This is a genomic window from Chryseobacterium pennae (assembly GCF_003385515.1).
In the GTDB taxonomy this organism is placed as follows: domain Bacteria; phylum Bacteroidota; class Bacteroidia; order Flavobacteriales; family Weeksellaceae; genus Chryseobacterium; species Chryseobacterium pennae.
The window spans coordinates 85364-105596 of sequence record NZ_QNVT01000003.1; the positions used below are offsets into that span (position 1 = coordinate 85364).

Genomic DNA, 20233 nt, shown 5'->3' on the forward strand with positions numbered 1-20233 from the left:
TGTTTTATTTCAAAAGTTTCAAAAGTTCTGCATTTTTATTGGCTTTGGCCATTTGTAGGGCTGTTTTCCCTGAAACGGTTCCGTTATCAGTTTCAAAAGTGATTCTTGATTTTTTATCAGCTCCCTGAGACAGAAGGTATTTTGCAATTTCAGTGTCATTCTTTTCTACAGCCAATAATAAAGCATTGTATCCGTCATAGTCAAAGAAATCCATAGGGGAATCCTTTTTCTTCAGCGGAAGCTTTTTGATGAATTCCAGATCCTTGCTTTTTACAGCAAGCAATAAAAGTTTTCCCGGATCTTCATTATCAATGATCTGTGGCTGGTGATTCAGATAGAGTTCCTTTGCAATTCCAAAATTTTCATAGAAGATAGCAGTGTATAATGCATTTTTCGCATAAGCTCCTTTTTGGATAAGATAGAAAGTAATTTCCGGACTTCCATATTCAATAGCACCATCTACCAATTTTTTTTCCGCAGTGATGTTGGCTCCTTTCTCTACCAAGTATTTAACCATAGGGAAGTTCTTTTTCCAGATAGCTGCCAATACAGGTGCTGTTTGTTCAGGAAGTGTGGTTTTAATTGGAAATCCCTGATCTACTATTTTCTTTACCAATGGAAAATTATTCTCACGGATAGCGGTATAGAAAGAATCAGTCTGCTGTTTATTTTGGGCACTTAATAATGAAGATAAACATAAGATAACGGATATTCCGAACTTTTTCATTTCAGGTATAATTTTAATAGGGGATAAAAAATAATTAATTTCAGAGATTACGGTAAACAGGAGGTTTATATGATTTCATTTTTCCATTCCTGAGCCAGCGCTTCCACATAATCTGCAAAACTGATGATATTATGGAATGTATGAAAAGTATATTCCGGCTGATTTTCAAGAAAATCTACATTGTCAAAAGCATGATCATGGGAGAAAAGAAAAACTTCTTTTGTTTGGGGCTCATATACAGTAGTTGCGCCATTAGCTTCTACTACAAAGCTGATGAAGTTTTTATAATCCATTGGCGGCTTGTTCTCATCGCTGCACTGTTCCTCGTAATAGTCGTTCCAATCATTAATTCCTGCTGAGCATTCTGATCCGGTGAACATAAACTCCTGATTATTTGAAAAACTTGGATCAGGCTGATTAAAAGACTCCCGGATACCGCCAATTTCGTTGAGTAACAGTTTGTGTTCTTCAATAAAAGGAAGGGGTGAGGTAAAACCAGATTCTGCTTTGGTTAACCAACCGAAAATTTCATTGTTTTTATTGGTCCAGGAAAAAAGATGATGAGGCTGATGATCAATATCCAAGCTCAGAACCCTTGCCTGAGTGACTAATTCTGTAAGAATGGGAAAGGTATCTGTAAACTTTGAGGATAATCTGATTTTCGTTTCTGAAACGGTATCAATTTGAGAAGGGTGAATAAGCCACGACAAATGCTCTTTAAAAGCTTCAAAATCTGTATTCATGATGTAATTTGATAGTCAAAGATACAGCTTTTACAGTGAATAAAAGGGAGAAAACAGGCAAACCCATGATGAAAAAGCAGTCCACCACAGGTTTGATCGTAAAGTGATTAATCAGATTAAAGGATTTCCACCTCTTCCGGAACCATAAACAGAATAATACATCCATTTTCCGATTGCACGGAATGTTTGAAGTTGGGAGGAGTGTACAGATAATCTCCCTTTTCCAGATTTCCGCCTGCGATAGTTGCATCACCTTCCAGAATGAAAAGTTCTTCACCTGCCGGATGGTTATGATAAGGATAGCTTGCTCCCGGTTCAAATTTTAAAAGGATGGTGGTAGATCTGTTTTGCTCAGGATCAAATTTTAAGGACTTTACAAAAATACCTTCATAATGAACTCCTTTCTCAATTAAAGGCTGCCATTCTTTTTGTCCGGTTTTTACAATGTAATTGTTGATGTTTGTGCTCATGATATAGTATGTTTTAAATTATTATTCGTGTGAAAATTGATCTAAAGACCATAAATAGCGGGGAAAGGTACTCAGTAAAAATGCTCCCGCACTGAATACAAAAACAGAATAATCCAAAGCCTCTTTACATCCGAAAGAAATACTCATGGCAGTTCCAAACAGGAAAGTAAGAACAGATGCGGCGAGTGATGTTTTACGCACCTGATATCCTGTCAGCAGTAAAATACCAATAATTAATTCTGCAGTAGTAGATAATACAGCAAGTGTTGGAGCCCATGAAGAAGGGAAAAATGAATTCACTTCAGCAGTATAGCTCACAAAGTTTTTCCATCCTGAAGAGTGTATTCCCCAAAGATTAAGCCGGCTGGCTACAGCAGATAAAAATCCGGATGCTAATGCTATTCTTAATAAAAAAACTGCGATGTCCTGTCTTGTTTTCATGAAGTAATTTTTAGGTCTTAATGACAGGTACAAAGTTCAGTGAAAGAGCTCGCCTAAAGAATAGACGATTCCGGGAAAAGCATAGAATATTTGACTGATTTTGGAATTCAGGTAAATCAATTATATTGGATCAGTTCCAAAATCCGGAAGTGTAATATTGTCTGTATGTGGTTGATTTTTAATGGAAACGAAAGGCTTTAAAAAACTTATGTTAGATTTTTACGAGGCAAAGATGGAATCTGCTTTATTGATTCGATGAAACGGCTGGATAACATTCGCTTCAGCAAAATCGATTATTAATGGATTAAACTCTTTATATTAATAAAATAGCTTCTATAGTCTTCAGAAACTTCCCACTTCCCACATCCGGCTTTTACACTTAACTCTTCACCGACTTTTGATAGTCTTTGGGAGAAAGGGAAGTATGTTTTTTAAAGAAATTAGAAAAGTAAAAAGGATCATTGAACCCAAGTTGGTAGGCAATTTCTTTAACGCTCAGTTTTTCATAAAGCAACAACCTTTTTGCCTCGGAAATGGTAAGACTATAGATCACATTTTGGGCAGTTTTATTGGTATGAAGCTTAGAAACTTCATTCAGTTTAGCCTCAGTGGTTGTCAATGCATCTGCATGGTAGGATACAGGATGGTTATTGGAGAAGTTATTACGGACACTCTCTAAAAACTTAAGAAACAAAGCATCCGGCTTCCAGATTTCATCACCATTGGCAATTTTAGAACGATTAATCTCTACCAAAAGTAATTCTACCAAAGAATGAGTTGAGGTCAGGTATTGGTAGGGTTTTTCGTAGATTTCCTTTTCAATCAGGTTGAGAGTATCTGTGAAAAATTCTGGGTGCTGAACGGTAATCATTTCATTCATTCCAAAATGACAGAACAATCCGTTGTGGAAAATCAACTCAATATCACTATCGCTTTTACAGAAAAAATCTAAGGTAAATTCTAGGGCTGTGAGTTCTCCATTCACAGTAATCAGCTGGTGAAACTGTCCGGAAGTAATAGTAACGGTTTGACCGCTTTTTAGGTTAAAAATATTCTCGTCAATCAGAATTTCAGCAGTCCCGGTATTGCACCAGAATAAAGTATACTTTATTACCCGTCCTGGAACCGGATGTCCTTCCTGATGAGAATATTTTTTTACTTCAATCATTTTTATTCATTATAATTGTAAGTACCCGATAGGGCTGAATCTTTTCACTAAATTACAAAGACTTCGGGATTTAGTGTCATATTTAATAAACGATTTTTGTTTAAGAAAGAAATTATTATTTTTCAATGACGGACTCAAAAAAGTATAATCTTTATTTTCTATATCTTTGCCACTGAAAACTAATATACTATAAAGACGACATGCAACTTAAATTGCCTTTCCATTTCGATATGGAAACTGCAGATCCTGATGATTCTATGACTCTTGCTATTTTAGCAACCCATCCAAAAGTTAACTTGGTTAGTGTTTCTGTACATCCGGGGGGAACAGACCAAATTGGTTTTGTACGCCATGTTTTACGAATTCTTGATAGAGAAGACGTTCGAATTGGAGCTGGAACTCCCAAATCTATAGCTAAACGTGTTTCGGGGTTTTACCGGGACTGGGTAGGGAATTTTGAAGATTCCAATGCAGATGATACTGCAGCGAATATTATGGCAGAAACACTTCAGAAATTTCCCGATTGCACATTGTTAACCGGGGCAGCACTTACGAATCCACATTCTTTATTGGAAACCGGAGTATTCTTTAATCGTTGGTTTTGTCAGGGAGGTTTTGCAGGCGATAATATTGTTGCAAAGGAACACCGCCTGGAGAAATTTGATGGAAAACTTGTTTGTGCAACTTTTAATCTGAACGGTAACCCGCTTGCGGCTGAAGCTTTGCTTTCAAACCCAATGGCTGAAAGACGAATGATTAGTAAAAATGTTTGTCATGGGGCAGTTTTCACTAAAGAAGATGCTAAACTGCTTATTCCGTATCGTAATCACAACAAAGGGCTAGACCTGTTTCTGAAGGCTGTAGAACTAAAAGAGAAAGCACTCCATGATACAGTAGCAGCTTTACTGGCAATTGATCCCTCTAAAGCAAATTGGGCAGAAGTTATCCCGTACAGAAAAAAAGGAGAATGGGGATGCCTGGAAGCAGAAAAGCATCCGGAAAAGAGTATGTCATTAATAACGACCTATATCCCAGATTTAACAGATCTTTGGATGGTTATAAAACCCTAATATTTAAAATCACTAAATAGTATTATCATAAAAGGCGAAGAACGCTAAAAAATAGCCTTCTCCGCCTTTAAAATTATTTTCCAAAATAAATCTGATCCTGCTTCTGCTGCTCATTATAAACGATTTGAAAGCTTACAGGCATATACTGATAAAGAAGTTTCCAGTGAGCAATCTTGGCGTGTTTTTTAAAGCTTTCAAAAGATCTTATGAAGATATTTTCAATCATTGTTCTTACATAGGAATTTCCATTCCGGTAAAGTCTGTCCATCAGTTTGATATGATGGGCAATAATATTGATCTTCGATTCCAGCAACAGACCTTTCAGGTAATTGACTGTCATTTGCATGATTCCAGCAAAGTTGTCCTGTACAGACAGCTGTATGATTTCATTGCGAAGTCGCGGATAGAAAAATTTTAAGTATTCAACAGCTATTTTTTGATTAATAGTTTGCATTTGTACTTTCATCATAATTAAGAATTTTTCAAACACTTTTTATTGCAGCGAAATGTATACCAAAATTTAAAGACATGCCGCAAAAATAAAAACACCTACAATCACAGCAATGTGAGTGAGTAATATCTCTGAATTGTGTCTGTTAGTCGTGTTTTTCCATGTTTTCCAGTCGGAAATTCTTCTGATTTTATTTTTCATAATCTATTGATTGTGAGTTATTTTTAATTTTGTTTAATTTAAACACTTTGTAATGAAACCGTTGAAATTTGTAATAAAAGGTTCATATACCATGACTGTAAATTTGTCTTGAATAGCTATTTTTCAGGTCAGAAGAAATGTGACTGAAGATTTTTTGTCTGTATTCTTTGCTGCAAAAGGCCGTATAATTGTCCAGAGAGTAGATAAAAGTGTTCTCAATGGCATTTTTTAACAGTGTATCTCCATTAATGTACATTTTGTCAATCTTTTGTAAACTTCTGAACAGGAGATTACTGTCATTCTGGCGGATCATATTTTTAATGCGCTCGGTAAAGTTGCGGATCACACTGTAAGAATTGGGTGTTTTTGTCGTATTCAATTCCGTTTCAAAGTCAGGAAACAGTTCGTTGATTTCCTGCACAGCTTGTAAATAGTTCATAGTATATATTGTTAAATGTGGTTTTGTTCCAACAGTTTAATGAAGACTCCAAACATGAAAATGATTAAAAAAGCAACAAACAGCAGGTGATAAGGTTTCAGCCATTTAGGAGTTTGTGGTCCTCTGCTTTTTAATCTTCTTAATTTGTCTATTCTGTTCAAGGTTTTCAAGTCCATTTTGTATGTTTTGAGAATCATGATGCCAATGGTGTACCTTTGAAAATGAAACTTGCATAATAATTTGAAAATGAAATAATTATGTGTTTATTTTGAATTTTTAAATGAAAAAAAGCGTTTCAAAATGATAAGGATTTTATCAAATTGGAAGAAACAGGAATCTTTTAACCAGATTAGTAGGTTTGATATCAACTACAAAAGTCACAAAAGAATTATAACGCTTAAGCTATTTTTAAGAGACAAGCTTTATGCGTAATAAGTACAGATAAGTTTTTTGAAAATCTCATATTTTCTTCTTTAGTGAACTTTTTCGCAGTATAATTTTCAACTTCTTAAGTGAACTAAAGTGTTTTTAGAATGAAACTTTTGTGACTTTTGTGGTTTAAAAAATCAGTACGGTCAAACCTGTTTTTTCAGTTTCATGTGAAGAATAGAATGAATATCTTTGCAGTCCAAATATTCAGAAGATGTTTTCAAAAATAATAGTACACAGAGTCGGAAATAAGATTAACGGAGATTCTCTAACGCTTTCCCAGGAGGAATTGAAGCTGGAGGAAGGAATGGCAGAGATGCTTGAGGATTACTTTTTAGGATCATTCAAGTCAGAAGAAACTTTTCATTTTTACAGTGATACCTATCTGGTGAATAACCCGATTTACAGTGCTGTATCTGAAATTTTTGAAGATAAATCCAAGTTTATCTGGGAGTCTGAAAATATTGCAAAACACCTTTTCGAAGCCGCTGAAAACCCTAGAGTTCAGAGTGGAGAATTGTTTATTGTCCTTTTTGAAGATGAAAGTGACCGTCCGGACAGAGTAGACAAGATCGGAATCTTTAAAACTGAAAAAAGAGAATCGTTCCTGAAAATTAATCCGGCAGAAGAAACATTTGATATTGAAAAAGATCAGGGGATTGGTTTATCTAAAATTGATAAAGCAGCTTTGATCTACAACAATAATAAGGATACAGGATATGTACTTTCGGTAGTTGACAACAACAAAAACGGAGATATGTATTACTGGTTTGAGGATTTCTTAAAAGTAAAACAGCGTGATGACGAGTATTTCCACACGCAGGAAGCTTTAATGGTATACAAGGATTATATCACGAAACAGCTTCCACAGGAATTTGAGGTTTCAAAAGCTGATCAGGCAGACTTCCTGAATAAATCGATTAATTTTTTTAAAGAGAAAGAAGAATTTAAACTGGATGAATTTGCTAATGAAGTATTGGGTGATGAGCATGTGATCGAAAGTTTTGTAAACTTTAAAACCGATTACGAACAGGACATGCAGGTAAATATAGCTGAAGAGTTTCCTATCAGTGAGGCTGCAGTAAAGAAAACCCAGAGACACTTTAAAAGTATTATCAAGCTAGATAAAAACTTCCATATTTATATCCACGGTGACAGACAGAAGCTTGAAATGGGAGAGGATGATAAAGGAAAATATTACAGATTGTATTTCGAGAAAGAAGTATAATTGAGAAAAGCTTTCGGGGTAGAATTCCTGATTTTAAAAAGTTGGGAGTAGGGAAGCCGGGAGCTGGAAGTTATGAAGATCCCAAGAACAGCCATTCGTCTTTTTTCCTTTTTAAGGTAAAATTAGTGATGGTGTTAATGGTAAATAATTAAAACTGAAAGTAATTTCCATCTTCTTTCTTCCATCTTCCAGCCTTTATATTTCTTAAATCGACTTAGGTTAAAAATAATATCATAACTTTATCACGCACCGCAAAATAACAGTTATGAAATTTATGATCATTTTCTGGACACTTTATATGCTGGTTTTCTGCATACCATTTCCTATCTTCCTGTATATAATGATTGAGGAAGTAAGTACAGAACCGAGAAATTCATTAGCCGTGAGCTATGGATATCTCGGTTTTTCTATTTTTATCTGGATATATGTTCTCTTTTTTCTCATCAATAATCTTATGGTGAAGACTTTAAAAGAAAAGAAAAGGATCAGCCATATCATGCAAAATGGAATTCCCAGAAATGCTGAAATTATAGACTATAAATTGGTAAAATACAATCCAAAAACCAATATGAATATGATTCATATTGTTCTTTCTTTTCAGAATCTAAGAAATGTACCTATCCGACAGGAAATGATGTTTTATGATACAAAACCACAAGAAAAAAGATTCGAGAAGGGGAAAGCGGTCAAAGTTCTTTTAAATCCTTTACCATCCAAAGAACCTTATTTTATTTTAAGGGGTATGCAGACTAAATTTAAAATCAATAATCTGACGATACGACTTGTATTTATTGCATTTATGATTGTTTATATAATAGGGCTTTATAGCTATTTTTATAGTAGGGAATCTTTTGATTTTGGGTGGAGGTTTCTGACTTTTGTGCATCCCATTATTCTCAGTGGTATTATATTCTTAGTTACGGTATTGATAGTCAGTTATATTGTTGGGAAATTTGTAAAAAATAAAAAAGATGAACAAATTCTTTTTGCCGGAAGAGATGCTGAGGCACAACTTATCAGTGTGAATGAAACAGGCTTAACAGTGAATGACCAACCACAGCTTATATTTCAGGTCAGTTTTAAAGATTTCAGAGGAAATGAACATATTGCTACCTATAAAACAATTGTAAGTCTTCTGAATCTTTCCTCTGTACCCAAAACAGGAACTGTAGAGATCATGTATGATGAAAATGATCCGAAGAAGATTATGATTCCAAAGATATTTTAAAAAGCTGGAAGCTCGAAGAGAGAGGCTGGAAGTTACTTTTAATTTTAATGACTTATCGTCAACCACATCATTAATTTTGTTTTAAAAAAAGTAAAACAGACGAATAGCTGTTCTTATAATATTTATGACTGCCATTTTCCATCCTCTATCTTCCAATCTAACTAAATCCAAAATCTTTATTCCGAACTAACGGTATTTATTATCTTTACTTCTTAAGCTGATCCTATGAAAACAACTATCATCGATTTATCCAAACCTATTCAGTACAATGCAGGAGATCCCTGGTTTATGAGAGTGAAAATCAAACACAAACCTCATAGAAAATCCCATTGGCTAATTCGTCTGGCATTAAATCTTCCGTTCAGGCTTTTTCCCAAAAACTGGACAGGCTGGGCAGATGATACGATTAAAAATATGGGACTCCACGCCACTACTCATATTGATGCTCCATGGCATTATGGTCCTGAAGTGGAAGGGAAACCGGCTAAAACAATTGATCAGATTCCTTTAGAATGGTGCTACGGAGATGGTATTGTCATCGATTGCAGTCATAAGGAAGATTTTGTAGCTATCACTGTAGAGGATCTGAAAAGAGATCTTGATAAAAATAGAATCACCATTCAGGAGGGAAATATTGTTTTAATAAGAACCGATAGGGATAAGCTGATGGGAACTCCCGATTTTGTAGAAAAAGGAACCGGAATGAGCCGTGAAGCTACGGAATGGCTGATTGATCAGGGCGTAAAAGTAATGGGAATAGATCAATGGGGATGGGATCTTCCTTTAAAATTTATGGCTAAAAAAGCAAAAGAACTCAATGATCCGGAATACTTTTGGGAAGGCCATCGTGTGGGAATAGAAAAAGAATATTTGCATATAGAGCAGCTTACCAATCTTCAGGCATTGCCACCATCAGGTTTCAAAGTCTGTGTTTTTCCGTTAAAGATCGTTGGCGGTTCTGCTGCTCCGGCAAGAGTAGTGGCTATGATGGATTAACAAAAATCGATCAAATGCAAAACTTGGTGATATTTTAGGAGGTGTAGTGGATATGCATGTGCTTAGAAAGAATCAATGAAATTGATTCCATCCTTTGCTCCCTTAAAAACAGGAAATAATGTGCTAAAAACTTTGCATTACCTTAAATACAAAAAATATTATCATTTCGCATTTGAAGCTGATCCATAAAAACTTATTTTAAAAATAGAAAGAGCAAACCTGCATTTGCAGATTCACCCTTTCACATAGTATCATTTTTAGCGTTCTTCGTTTATTTAACCCTTCTTCTTAAAAAACAAGGCTCTGTTGTATTCAAAATTCATTCTGGCAATATTCAGGACAGAAATTCCCTGTGGGCATTCCACTTCACAGGCTTCTGTATTGGAGCAGTGCCCAAATAATTCAGTATCCATTTGGTAAACCATATCCAGAACACGTTTACTTCTTTCTTCTTTACCCTGAGGTAACAAGGCCATGTGAGCAATTTTTGCAGAAGTAAACAATGCAGCACTTCCATTTTTACAGGTTGCCACACAGGCACCACATCCGATACATGCAGCAGAATCAAAAGCTTCTTCAGCAATCTGATGTGTTACCGGAATAGCAGTGGCATCAGGAGCCTGACCGGTATTCACAGAAACAAAACCTCCGGAAGAAATAATCCTGTCAAAAGCAGAACGGTCTACTTTTAAATCTTTCTTTACAGGAAATGCTTCCGCACGGAAAGGCTCTATCAGAATCGTTTCACCATCTTTAAAAGAACGAAGGTGAAGCTGGCAGGTAGTAGTATTTTTTAAAGGACCATGAGCAATACCGTTAATCATCATCCCACATTGTCCGCAGATGCCTTCACGACAGTCGTGATCGAATTCTACTGGTTCATCTCCTTCGGTAATCAGTTTTTCATTTAACGTATCCAGCATTTCCAGGAAAGACATGTGAGAATTTAATCCTTTAAGGTCGTAATTAACCAGTTTTCCCTCACTTTGTTTGTCCTTCTGTCTCCATATCTTAAGGTGTAAATCCATAATTTTTGTTTTTTATTTATAACTTCTTACCGTTGGCTGTATTTCTTCAAAGATTAAAGGTTCTTTAACCAGTTCAGGGTCACCATTTTCACCTGTCCATGCCCATGCTGAAATGAATTGATATTCCGCATCATTTCTCATGGCTTCCCCATCCGGAGTCTGATACTCTTCACGGAAGTGAGCTCCACAGGATTCATTACGGGTTAAAGCATCATAACACATCAGCTCTCCGATTTCAAAATAATCAGCAACACGGCCAGCCTTTTCCAGTTCGGCATTCATCTTGTCCCCTTGCCCTGAAACTCTTACATCTTTGTAGAATTCCTGTTTCAGCTTTCTGATTTCCTGAATGGCATATTTAAGCCCTTCCTCATTTCTTGCCAGTCCGCAATAGTCGTACAGTAACTTTCCTAATGTTTTATGAAAGTAGTCAACAGTTTTAGTTCCTTTGATATTCATGAAGTCCTGAATTTGGTTTTTAACTGCATTTTCAGCCTGCTCAAACTCAGGAGCATCTGGTGAAATTTTTCCTGTGTGAATTTCATCTGCTAAATAATTCGCAATGGTGTATGGAGCAATAAAATAACCATCTACAGAAGCCTGCAAAAGAGAGTTGGCTCCCAATCTGTTGGCTCCATGATCTGCAAAATTAGCTTCACCCAATGCAAAAAGTCCTGGAACAGTAGTCATCAGTTCATAATCTACCCAAAGACCTCCCATAGAGAAGTGAGCAGAAGGAGAGATCATCATGGGTTCTTTATAAGCGTCATATCCTGTGATTTTAAGATACATATCAAATAAGTTTCCGTATTTCTCTTTGATCTTATCTTTTCCCTGTTCTTTTATTGCCTTAGAAAAATCAAGGTACACTGCATTTTTCAAAGGACCGATTCCGAAGCCGGCGTCAATTCTTTCTTTAGCAGCACGGGATGAGATATCTCTTGGTGCCAGATTTCCGAATGCCGGATATCTTCTTTCCAGATAATAGTCTCTTTCATTTTCAGGAATGTCATTCGGAGCTCTGTTTTCATTTTCTTTTAATGGAACCCAGATTCGTCCGTCATTACGCAGTGATTCAGACATCAGCGTTAATTTAGATTGATAATCTCCGGATTGCGGAAGAGAAGTAGGATGTACCTGAATCCAGCTTGGGGAAGCCATTAAAGCTCCTTTTTTATGGGCCCTCCAGATGGCAGAACCATTACATCCCATGGCTAATGTTGACAGGTAATAAATCTTTCCATAACCTCCGGTTGCTAATATTACAGCATGAGCTGCATGCCTTTCAATTTCTCCGGTATCTAGGTTTCTTACGATAATTCCTCTTGCTTTTCCGTCAATCGTAACCAGATCAAGCATTTCATGTCTTGAAAATAACTGTACAGAGCCTTTTCCAACCTGTCTCATTAAAGCCTGATAAGCGCCCAGAAGCAATTGTTGTCCGGTTTGTCCTCTGGCGTAGAAAGTACGGCTTACCTGAACTCCACCAAAAGAACGGTTATTAAGATAGCCACCATATTCACGTCCGAACGGAACGCCTTGTGCTACGGCCTGATCGATGAGGTTTAAAGAACATTCTGCCATGCGGTAAACGTTGGCTTCACGGGCTCTGAAATCTCCTCCTTTCAAGGTGTCTACGAACATCCTGTATACACTGTCACCGTCATTTTTATAATTTTTAGCAGCATTCACTCCACCTTGTGCGGCTACAGAGTGTGCACGTCTCGGACTGTCCTGGAAACAGAATGCTTTCACATTATATCCCATTTCTCCTAAAGAAGCTGCAATAGAACTTCCTGCAAGACCCGTTCCTACAACAATCACATCAAGCTTTTTACGGTTGGCCGGGTTCACAAGCTTGGCTTTCTTTTTATAATATGCCCATTTATCTTCCAATGGGCCTTGTGGTATTTTTGAATCTAAAATCATGATGAGGTCTTTTTAATGATAAGTAAAGAATACATAAACAGGCATAAGGGCAAAACCTAAACTGATTATAATAGAGTAGGCTGTTCCAGTGATTTTAACCCATTTCACGAACTTCGGATGGTATAATCCAAGTGTTCTTACGGAACTGTACAATCCGTGGATCATGTGATAGCATAAGGCAATCATAGAAAGTACATAAATCACAACGTACCACCATTCTTTGAAGACAGTAACTACCAAAATATATAAGTCCTTATTTCCATTCTCATCCAATGGTGGATTTCCGAATTTATAGACATACCAGAAGTTTTGAAAATGAATCACCAGAAAGATCAGGATTAAGGTTCCGAGGATACCCATATTTCTGGAAGCCCATTTACTGGCTCTTCCACGTCTGTCGTTCTGATAATCACCACCGGATTTTTTATTTTTCAGCGTAATCATCAGTCCATCTACAGCATGAAGAATAATACTTGCATACAAAACATAAGAAACTATTTTGATAATGATATTTCCTGATAAAAAATGCGAATAGGCATTGAATTGCAGATGAGCCTGTTCCTGAGGGAGAAAAAGCTGAAGATTTCCGAGGAAATGAATCAACAGGAAGAATCCCAAAAAGAGTCCTGTAAGGCACATCAGCATTTTTCTTGACAATGTTGATAACATATATTTGATTTAATAATTAATAATATCCTAAAACTTTCATCCATAAACCTCCTACAACCATGTAGATGATTAAGAGCACGATTCCTATTTCAAGACCTCGAAGCCACCAGATTTTCAGATCTACATATCCGCTACCAAAGAATACCGGAGCCGGGCCATGTCCGTAATGAGTAAGTACTCCATAAATTGAACCCATGAATCCTAGCATCATTGCCAGTAGCATAGGCGGAATTCCTAAAGAAACACCCACACCCAGCAGGGCTGCATACATAGCTGCTACGTGAGCAGTAGCACTTGCGAAAATATAGTGACTGAAGAAATAGACGACAATAATAACCGGGAAGGCTACCTGCCAGCTCAAACCTCCGATTTGAATTTTGATAAGGTTACTGAACCAGCCAATGAAGCCCAATTCATTCAAAGAGCTTGCCATCATGACCAGAACGGCAAACCAAACGATGGTATCCCATGCTCCTTTTTCACTTTTAACATCTTCCCAGGTTAATACTGAGGTTAACAGCAATAAAGTTAATCCGATAAATGCAGTAGTTGTGGCATCAATAGACAACGCTCCACCAAAGATCCAGAGGAATAAAAGAATGAAGAAAGCTAACAGCATCAGCCATTCGTTTTTGGAAATTGGTCCCATTTCTTTTAATTTCTGAGCTGCCATTTTTGGCGCATCACCTGTTTTTTTAAGTTCAGGCGGGTATAATTTATATAAAACTAAAGGAATGACGAAGAACGCTACTAAACCAGGTACAAAACCAGCTGCTGCCCAAGACATCCATGTAATGTCGATTCCAAGGTTGGCGGCAAATTTCTGACACATCGGGTTACTTGCGGTTCCGGTTAAGAACATAGAAGAAGCGATGAGGTTCATGTAGTAACTGTTCAATGTTAAAAATGATCCCAGTTTTCTGTGTGTTTCCGGTTTTTCAGGAACGGAATCAAAGCTGATGGCCATAGATTTCATGATCGGGTAGATAATTCCACCACCTCTTGCCGTATTACTTGGAATAGCCGGAGCCAGACAAACGTCTGCAAGTCCTAATCCGTAGGCCAGTCCCAATGAGCTTTTCCCGAAAACCCTGATGAATAAAAAGGCAATACGGTTTCCTAAACCTGTTTTGATAAATCCTCTGGCAATAAAGAATGAAATCCCGATCAGCCAGATCACTTTATCTCCAAATCCGGAAAGTGCTTTAGTAATAGATTTTCCGGCATCTCCGGGAGCTACTACCTGTGTAAGGGCTGTAAATCCAATGGCCATCATACACATTGTTCCCATAGGAGCTGCTTTTAAAATAATTCCTAAAATAGTTGCCGCAAAGATGGCAAACAGATGCCAGGCATTCTCAGCAACACCTTCAGGGGCAGGAATGAACCAGATGATTAACGCAACGACAAATGTGATCGCAACGTTTTTAATATTAATTTCTTTCATGATACTCACAATTTAATCTGTTAAAATCTACTTTGTACTTGCACTATGAATAGATTGTTATTGTATTGGTTGGTATTTTCTACCTGATATTTGTAGCGGTCGAACTGTACACCCAGCTGAATTCTTGCTCCATAGTTTTTCAAAAATTCAAGTCCTACCATCGGGGTGATAGTTTGTCTTGGATTAGAAGCCAATCTGAAGTTGGTGTCCAGATATTCATATCGGCAAGACAATTCAAAAGCACTGAGGTTTTTGTGATTGATTTCATATCTCAGATTCGGAAGGAAATAAGCCCCCCGAATGAGGTACTGATCCGGATTATCAGGTCTTACTTCCGGAGCAATAGAATTGTACAGAACGTGGTTGGTTGCCTGTTTAGCTTCCAGCTGCATATCAAGACTCCATTTCGGATCAAACTGAACCATTGAGCTCAGGTCAATCCCTACGGCATATACTTTTTTGCTGAAAACCTCACCAATACCTCCATTCAGACCCACATTGAAATTGTATTTCTTGGATAGTCCGAAAAGTAAACGGGTAGAATACTGCTTTCCGTTATCATTATCATTGACCTGGTTTTTCCCGTTTCCATTTACTACAGATACAGCATATTGAAGAGGTATTTCCCCTAATTTTACCTGTCCTGTGGCAGAAAGTCCGATCTGGAAGCTTGTCCAGCCCAGTTTCCCGAATTCAGAGTACTGGTTAGACCAGTCCAGGGATTTGATAATATCGATAGGGTAAGTTTCCTCAATACCAAACCAGGGTCTGAACTGTCCTACGGTGAATGCCAGCTTGGGACTGAAAGTGTACTTCAGGTAAGCATTTTCAAGCACTCTGCCTTTAGGGTCATTTTTAAAATCTGCAAGGTTAGCCAATGCAACAACTTCCGTACGTTTACTGATCTGTGCTCTTACCTGAACCCTCATGTATTTCAGCATGAAATTATTGCTGGTTCCCGATCCGTCAGAATGATGAAGTCCGTTGACATCAACATCTTTACTCATTCCTACCAGATAACGTGCCTGAAAAAGCCCTTTGATCTGAAGCTGAGGATATTTTACATGATCTTCTTCCTGTGGTTGTGGTGTGGTCTGTAGAGAATCCTGTATCTGTGCATTTGCTGAAAACCAGCCCAAGAGTATGTACAGGATCAGACTTCTCTTTTTTAATGAAAAAAAGGCCATATCTATTTGTTTAATTTTTGCTTTTTTTGAATTGTATACAAGCATAAAAGTTTCTGTCTCTATCCTTGAAAAGTTGAGGTTAAGCACTGACGTGCCATAAATGATAAAAACTTTTGTTGCTTAGCTCTCTTCCTGAATTTTTATTCCAGTCCTAAAAATTTGAAAGATGGAGTTTCTTTGAAATTGGTATTTGATTTACCGTGATACGTCTGATAGTTGCTCAGATCCAGTTTCATCACTTTCCCTTTTGTACTCAGGTCAAAATCTTTAAGATCTACCCAGAATGTATTGGGAGTGAAAACGGTTTCAAAATAATATACCAGATTCTTCTGATCCGAAACAGAACGCCATCTTGTTGAAGAAATATTAGGTTCTGTAGGGGAAGAAATGCCGTATGGTACAGAACAGTTTCTGATAACACTGAATATGCTGGCTACAGCAGTGCGGGTATCAGCCGTTTTAGGAATTGCATCAATGTAATAAGAAGCTCTTACAAAACGATCAGCAGCACGGTTGGTTCCCGGAAGCATCACTGTTCCTGGAATCCCTTTCCAGTAATTGTTAAGCGCAAGCTGCTCATCAAAAATAGGAGAGTTGGTCATTACCGTGTAAGAAGGATCGTGGTGTATCACCAGTTTTCCATTGATATATTCTAATACTGCATTATCTCCTGAAGCATCAGAAAGAGATAGGTGAATGGTGGTAAATTTTTCTGTTCCCGGAATATAATCACTTACTACAACGAATGGCTCTTTTCTTGAAAACTCTACAGCTTCTTTCACTGTTGAGAAGTTGTCAAGATAATATTGTGCCCACAAAGAGATGGCAAGTCCCTTTTTTCCTCCTTTAGGATCAAATTTCGGATATTGAGATTCTCCTAACCATAGCATATTGGCTACTAATCCTTTTTCGTTCATTCCGTCTGCAGAAGCTATATCCCAGCTGGAACTTATCACACTTCCGTATTTGGAAGTCCATTTTACAGATTTAGGACCAGTCTGGCCATTGCGGTCTATTCCTTTTGGAAAAATCCAGAGATTGGCCGGAATCTCGTCACGCCAGTCCATAGAGCGGGCTGTAAGAATAGTATTTTGCGGACCTTTGTAAACAACACGGGTGCACGCTTCTGACGGATTCCATAATCCTACTGAAAGGACAAGAGAAAATAAAATTAATGGGAACTTTTTCATATAGTATTATTTGAATTTAAAATTTATATTGAATTTATTGTGAATAATTCAATGGTTTTCTATTCATATTCATTATTTGGTGATATAAATTTAGTTAAATTTGATTAAATAACATAATTATTTTAGCTGATAAGCTGCATTTCATGTTATGAATCATGCTTTAGTGGTTGAAAGTACTATTATTGGGAAATTTTTCGTATATTTTAGAAAGATCATACTGAAATGGGGCGAAAATCGATGATTTTTCAATGGGAATAAATGCTTGTTTTTTACTGTATGCTACCACATTACCAGAATGAAAATTACATACCACATCTCCAAAACCAGTTAAAAAAAAGCGCTATCTTTGATAGATAGACTGAAAAGAGTTATGAATTTTGTAGAATGTCATGAAGAACCTATCCATATTCCAGGTTCTATACAAAGTTTTGGTTATCTGATTGGCATTGATGCAGAATCTCTTTCCATTACTTTTTTAAGCCGGAACATATCGGATATTTTTAAAATCGGAAACCAGGATGAGTTATTCGGTAGAAAGCTTACGGATTTCCCGGAAAGTTTTCAGCACATTATTGAATCAGATATTTATACTTCCCTGGATCGTTTTACCAGACGGGAAAATGAAACCTATTTTGACAAAATCTTTATTGATAAAACGCAATATCATTTTTCTGTTTTCAGAAGCAGTGGATCTATTTTTCTCGAATTTGAGGAAGTTCTGATAAATCCGGATAAAAGAATTTCTAACAAATACGATAACTTTTATGTGATTGATGATGAACAGGAACTTTGGAATCACCTGCTGGAAACGCTTTCTAAAGTGGTGAATTATGACCGGACAATGGTTTATAAATTTATGATGGACGGTTCCGGAAAAGTAATTGCCGAGAAGAAAAATGAAGAGATGGAAAGTTTTCTAGGGCTGCATTATCCTGAGTCCGATATCCCAAAACAGGCTCGGGAACTTTATCTGAAAAAAAGAAAAAGAATCTTCAGCAATGTCTATGCAGATACGGTTCCTGTGGTAAGCAAAACCATTAAGGATATTGATCTGAGTCTATCTGCATCACGAGCTATGTCTCCTGTTCATGGGCGATACCTTAAGAATTCAGGAGTTTCTTCCAGTTTCAGTATATCGATTATCATTGATAATCACCTTTGGGGCCTGGTAACCTGCCAGAATGTGGAACCTAAGCATATTGACCTTGAAGACAGGGTGCAGGCTGGGATCTTCACAGCATTGGCTGCTAATGCTTATTCTTCTTTTAAATCAAAAAATGAACTGAATTACCGTCTTGAGCTGAATGAAAGAATTTCTGGTCTTAAAACGGAATTTTTAAAACATAATAATTTATTTGATTCTCTGTGGGAAAATAAAACAGAGATGATGAATTTGCCGGAAGCAGACGGTCTGGCAATTGTGTCTGATGAAAATATTATCACAGAAGGAGCGACTCCGGAAATGAATTGTATCAGCAGAATTGTACATTGGGCTTTAGAAAATACAAGTGACAGAATTTATATTAACCGCAGTTTCCTTAAGAATCATGGTGAGGACCTGGGGCTGTCTGAAAATACGGCCGGAATTATTATTTACTTTATTGAAAGGGATAAAAATGAGATGCTGATCTGGTTCCGTAAAGAATTTAATGAGCATATTAACTGGGCAGGAAATCCGGAAAAGAAAATTGAGGTGTTTTCCCAAAATGGAGAAGTCCGGCAAATGATTTCTCCGAGAACTTCATTCCATATTTTTACAGAAAACATTAAAGGACATTCAAAAAGATGGAATTCCAGAAATGTGAGTGCGGTACAGGCTGTAAGAGATTTGATTCTGGAAACTTCTCATAAGAATTACAATGCGATCAAAAGGCTTAATGATGAGCTGAAAAAGGTGAATGAAGAACTCGACAGTTTTTCCTACACCATCTCTCACGATCTGGGAACTCCTTTAACGGTAATGAAACTGAATGCACAAATGCTTTTGGGAAATATTACTGATAGTTCTGAAAAGAGTAAAACTAAGATCAATACAATCATTGAGGAAATAGACAGTATGGCTGAAATGATGCATGATGTCCTGCAGCTGAGTCGAGCAAAACATAGCGAGATACAACTTGAAACTCTGAAAACGGGTAATACCATTCAAAAGATCTCTGATAATGCAAAGATCACTTATGGAAGTCCGGAAAGTGAAATACTTATTAAGGAATGTCCGGATGTTCTGGCAGATAAAACATTGCTTCATCAGGTATTTCTGAATATTATCAATAATGCTGTAAAATATTCATCCCATAAAGATCAGCCTAAGGTAGAAATAGAGGGAACAGAAGACGGGCAAACCATTGTTTACAGAATTTCAGACAATGGAATCGGTATTCCTGAGGGGGAAAAACATAAGATGTTTAAGATCTTCAACCGGATGGATAATGCGAAGAAGTTTAAAGGAAACGGAGTAGGTTTGTCCATTGTTCACCGTATTATGAAAAGGATAGGCGGAAATATAGATTATGAGAGCAATAAAGAAGGTACTTCATTCATTTTAACGTTCAAAAAACCTTACATTTGAGAAACTTTAAAATGTAATTATGGTATCAGAATATCTTAAACAAAATACAGCCGACTATCACGATGCAGCCGAGAAACTTTTTAATTCTGAGAAGATTTTTAATAAAACCTTCACTTTAGAAGATTATAAAAAGATTATTCATACCAATTATCTGATGCTTCTCCACAGTGAAGACAAAATATTCAACAGCCTTTCCGGCAAGTATGCTGATAAGCTTCAGCTTGCTGAAAGAAAAAAACTTCCTCTAATAGAAAAGGATCTTGAAAGCCTTTCTCTGGACAATCAGACAGCATCCCACGATCTTGAATTTGATACAGAGCATGAAGCTTTGGGAGCGATGTATGTGATTGAAGGGTCTACATTGGGGGGAAATGTAATTGCGAAACAGCTTTCTAAAACAGATGGTTTCGATGCGGTTACTTTTAACTTCTTCGGATGCTATCAGGAGAATACGGGACCGATGTGGAAGAACTTTAAGGAGGTTCTGGATACTGAAGTTTCAGAAGAAAAGTACGGAGAAGTGCTGTCTGGCGCGAAAAAACTGTACTCATTTTTACTGAACGTCAACTAATTCCTTTTAATTCTAATAAATTTCCTGAAAAATTGCGCATTTTTTCAGGATT

General features: G+C 36.9%; 21 protein-coding genes. 6 read left to right on the forward strand and 15 right to left on the reverse strand.

The window, feature by feature from the left end:
* Positions 1-4 precede the first annotated feature (4 nt).
* From DRF65_RS04935 to DRF65_RS04955, 5 genes are all read right to left on the reverse strand, one after another.
* A complete protein-coding gene (locus DRF65_RS04935; RefSeq protein WP_115969346.1) occupies positions 5-727 on the reverse strand; it encodes an ankyrin repeat domain-containing protein in 723 nt (240 codons plus the stop codon).
* Positions 728-792: 65 nt separating this feature from the next.
* Entirely contained in the window at positions 793-1470 is a 678-nt protein-coding gene (locus tag DRF65_RS04940) for a hypothetical protein (RefSeq protein WP_115969347.1), read from the reverse strand.
* Positions 1471-1586: 116 nt separating this feature from the next.
* Complete coding sequence (locus tag DRF65_RS04945; protein WP_115969349.1) at positions 1587-1940, reverse strand: cupin domain-containing protein; 354 nt, start codon at positions 1938-1940, stop codon at positions 1587-1589.
* Positions 1941-1961: 21 nt separating this feature from the next.
* Positions 1962-2381: a DoxX family membrane protein gene (locus DRF65_RS04950; RefSeq protein ID WP_115969352.1), complete on the reverse strand. Its 420-nt coding sequence runs from the start codon at positions 2379-2381 to the stop codon at positions 1962-1964.
* Positions 2382-2760: 379 nt separating this feature from the next.
* A complete protein-coding gene (locus DRF65_RS04955) occupies positions 2761-3549 on the reverse strand; it encodes a helix-turn-helix domain-containing protein (RefSeq protein WP_115969355.1) in 789 nt (262 codons plus the stop codon).
* Positions 3550-3749: 200 nt separating this feature from the next.
* On the opposite strand from DRF65_RS04955, the gene DRF65_RS04960 reads away from it, so the two are divergent.
* Positions 3750-4619 (forward strand): nucleoside hydrolase, encoded by an 870-nt coding sequence (locus DRF65_RS04960; RefSeq protein WP_115969358.1) that lies wholly within the window; start codon positions 3750-3752, stop codon positions 4617-4619.
* A gap of 73 nt (positions 4620-4692) precedes the next feature.
* Here the strand turns inward: DRF65_RS04960 and DRF65_RS04965 are convergent, their stop codons facing one another.
* The 4 genes from DRF65_RS04965 to DRF65_RS04975 form a co-directional block, all read right to left on the reverse strand.
* A complete protein-coding gene (locus DRF65_RS04965; RefSeq protein ID WP_115969360.1) occupies positions 4693-5088 on the reverse strand; it encodes a DUF7674 family protein in 396 nt (131 codons plus the stop codon).
* Between the two features lie 51 nt (positions 5089-5139).
* Positions 5140-5271 (reverse strand): hypothetical protein, encoded by a 132-nt coding sequence (locus tag DRF65_RS29080; protein ID WP_262511434.1) that lies wholly within the window; start codon positions 5269-5271, stop codon positions 5140-5142.
* An 82-nt stretch (positions 5272-5353) separates the two neighbouring features.
* Positions 5354-5710 carry a DUF7674 family protein gene (locus DRF65_RS04970; protein WP_115969363.1) on the reverse strand — a complete coding sequence of 119 codons (357 nt, stop codon included), beginning with the start codon at positions 5708-5710 and terminating at the stop codon, positions 5354-5356.
* Positions 5711-5721: 11 nt separating this feature from the next.
* Complete coding sequence (locus DRF65_RS04975; RefSeq protein WP_228438536.1) at positions 5722-5886, reverse strand: hypothetical protein; 165 nt, start codon at positions 5884-5886, stop codon at positions 5722-5724.
* A 467-nt stretch (positions 5887-6353) separates the two neighbouring features.
* Between DRF65_RS04975 and DRF65_RS04980 the strand changes: the two genes are divergently transcribed.
* From DRF65_RS04980 to DRF65_RS04990, 3 genes are all read left to right on the forward strand, one after another.
* Positions 6354-7367 (forward strand): nucleoid-associated protein, encoded by a 1014-nt coding sequence (locus DRF65_RS04980; RefSeq protein WP_089737409.1) that lies wholly within the window; start codon positions 6354-6356, stop codon positions 7365-7367.
* Positions 7368-7632: 265 nt separating this feature from the next.
* The gene (locus tag DRF65_RS04985; RefSeq protein ID WP_115969368.1) at positions 7633-8595 is read left to right on the forward strand and encodes a hypothetical protein; all 963 of its coding nucleotides are present in this window, start codon (positions 7633-7635) and stop codon (positions 8593-8595) included.
* Between the two features lie 225 nt (positions 8596-8820).
* On the forward strand, positions 8821-9591 hold the full coding sequence (locus tag DRF65_RS04990; protein ID WP_115969370.1) for a cyclase family protein: 771 nt from the start codon (positions 8821-8823) through the stop codon (positions 9589-9591).
* Between the two features lie 275 nt (positions 9592-9866).
* Here the strand turns inward: DRF65_RS04990 and DRF65_RS04995 are convergent, their stop codons facing one another.
* From DRF65_RS04995 to DRF65_RS05020, 6 genes are all read right to left on the reverse strand, one after another.
* Positions 9867-10619 carry a succinate dehydrogenase/fumarate reductase iron-sulfur subunit gene (locus DRF65_RS04995; protein ID WP_115969373.1) on the reverse strand — a complete coding sequence of 251 codons (753 nt, stop codon included), beginning with the start codon at positions 10617-10619 and terminating at the stop codon, positions 9867-9869.
* A 12-nt stretch (positions 10620-10631) separates the two neighbouring features.
* Positions 10632-12548, reverse strand: coding sequence for a fumarate reductase/succinate dehydrogenase flavoprotein subunit (locus tag DRF65_RS05000; RefSeq protein ID WP_115969375.1), 1917 nt, complete (start codon positions 12546-12548; stop codon positions 10632-10634).
* 12 nt (positions 12549-12560) lie between these two features.
* Positions 12561-13217 (reverse strand): succinate dehydrogenase cytochrome b subunit, encoded by a 657-nt coding sequence (locus DRF65_RS05005; protein WP_115969377.1) that lies wholly within the window; start codon positions 13215-13217, stop codon positions 12561-12563.
* A 16-nt stretch (positions 13218-13233) separates the two neighbouring features.
* On the reverse strand, positions 13234-14664 hold the full coding sequence (locus DRF65_RS05010) for an anion permease (protein WP_115969379.1): 1431 nt from the start codon (positions 14662-14664) through the stop codon (positions 13234-13236).
* Between the two features lie 20 nt (positions 14665-14684).
* A complete protein-coding gene (locus tag DRF65_RS05015) occupies positions 14685-15851 on the reverse strand; it encodes a porin (RefSeq protein WP_115969649.1) in 1167 nt (388 codons plus the stop codon).
* 140 nt (positions 15852-15991) lie between these two features.
* The gene (locus DRF65_RS05020) at positions 15992-17041 is read right to left on the reverse strand and encodes a linear amide C-N hydrolase (protein WP_115969381.1); all 1050 of its coding nucleotides are present in this window, start codon (positions 17039-17041) and stop codon (positions 15992-15994) included.
* A gap of 370 nt (positions 17042-17411) precedes the next feature.
* Between DRF65_RS05020 and DRF65_RS05025 the strand changes: the two genes are divergently transcribed.
* Both DRF65_RS05025 and DRF65_RS05030 read left to right on the forward strand, forming a co-directional pair.
* Positions 17412-19610 carry an ATP-binding protein gene (locus DRF65_RS05025; RefSeq protein ID WP_115969383.1) on the forward strand — a complete coding sequence of 733 codons (2199 nt, stop codon included), beginning with the start codon at positions 17412-17414 and terminating at the stop codon, positions 19608-19610.
* Positions 19611-19629: 19 nt separating this feature from the next.
* Positions 19630-20181, forward strand: a complete 552-nt coding sequence (locus DRF65_RS05030; protein ID WP_115969385.1) for a biliverdin-producing heme oxygenase — start codon at positions 19630-19632, stop codon at positions 20179-20181.
* Positions 20182-20233 lie beyond the last annotated feature (52 nt).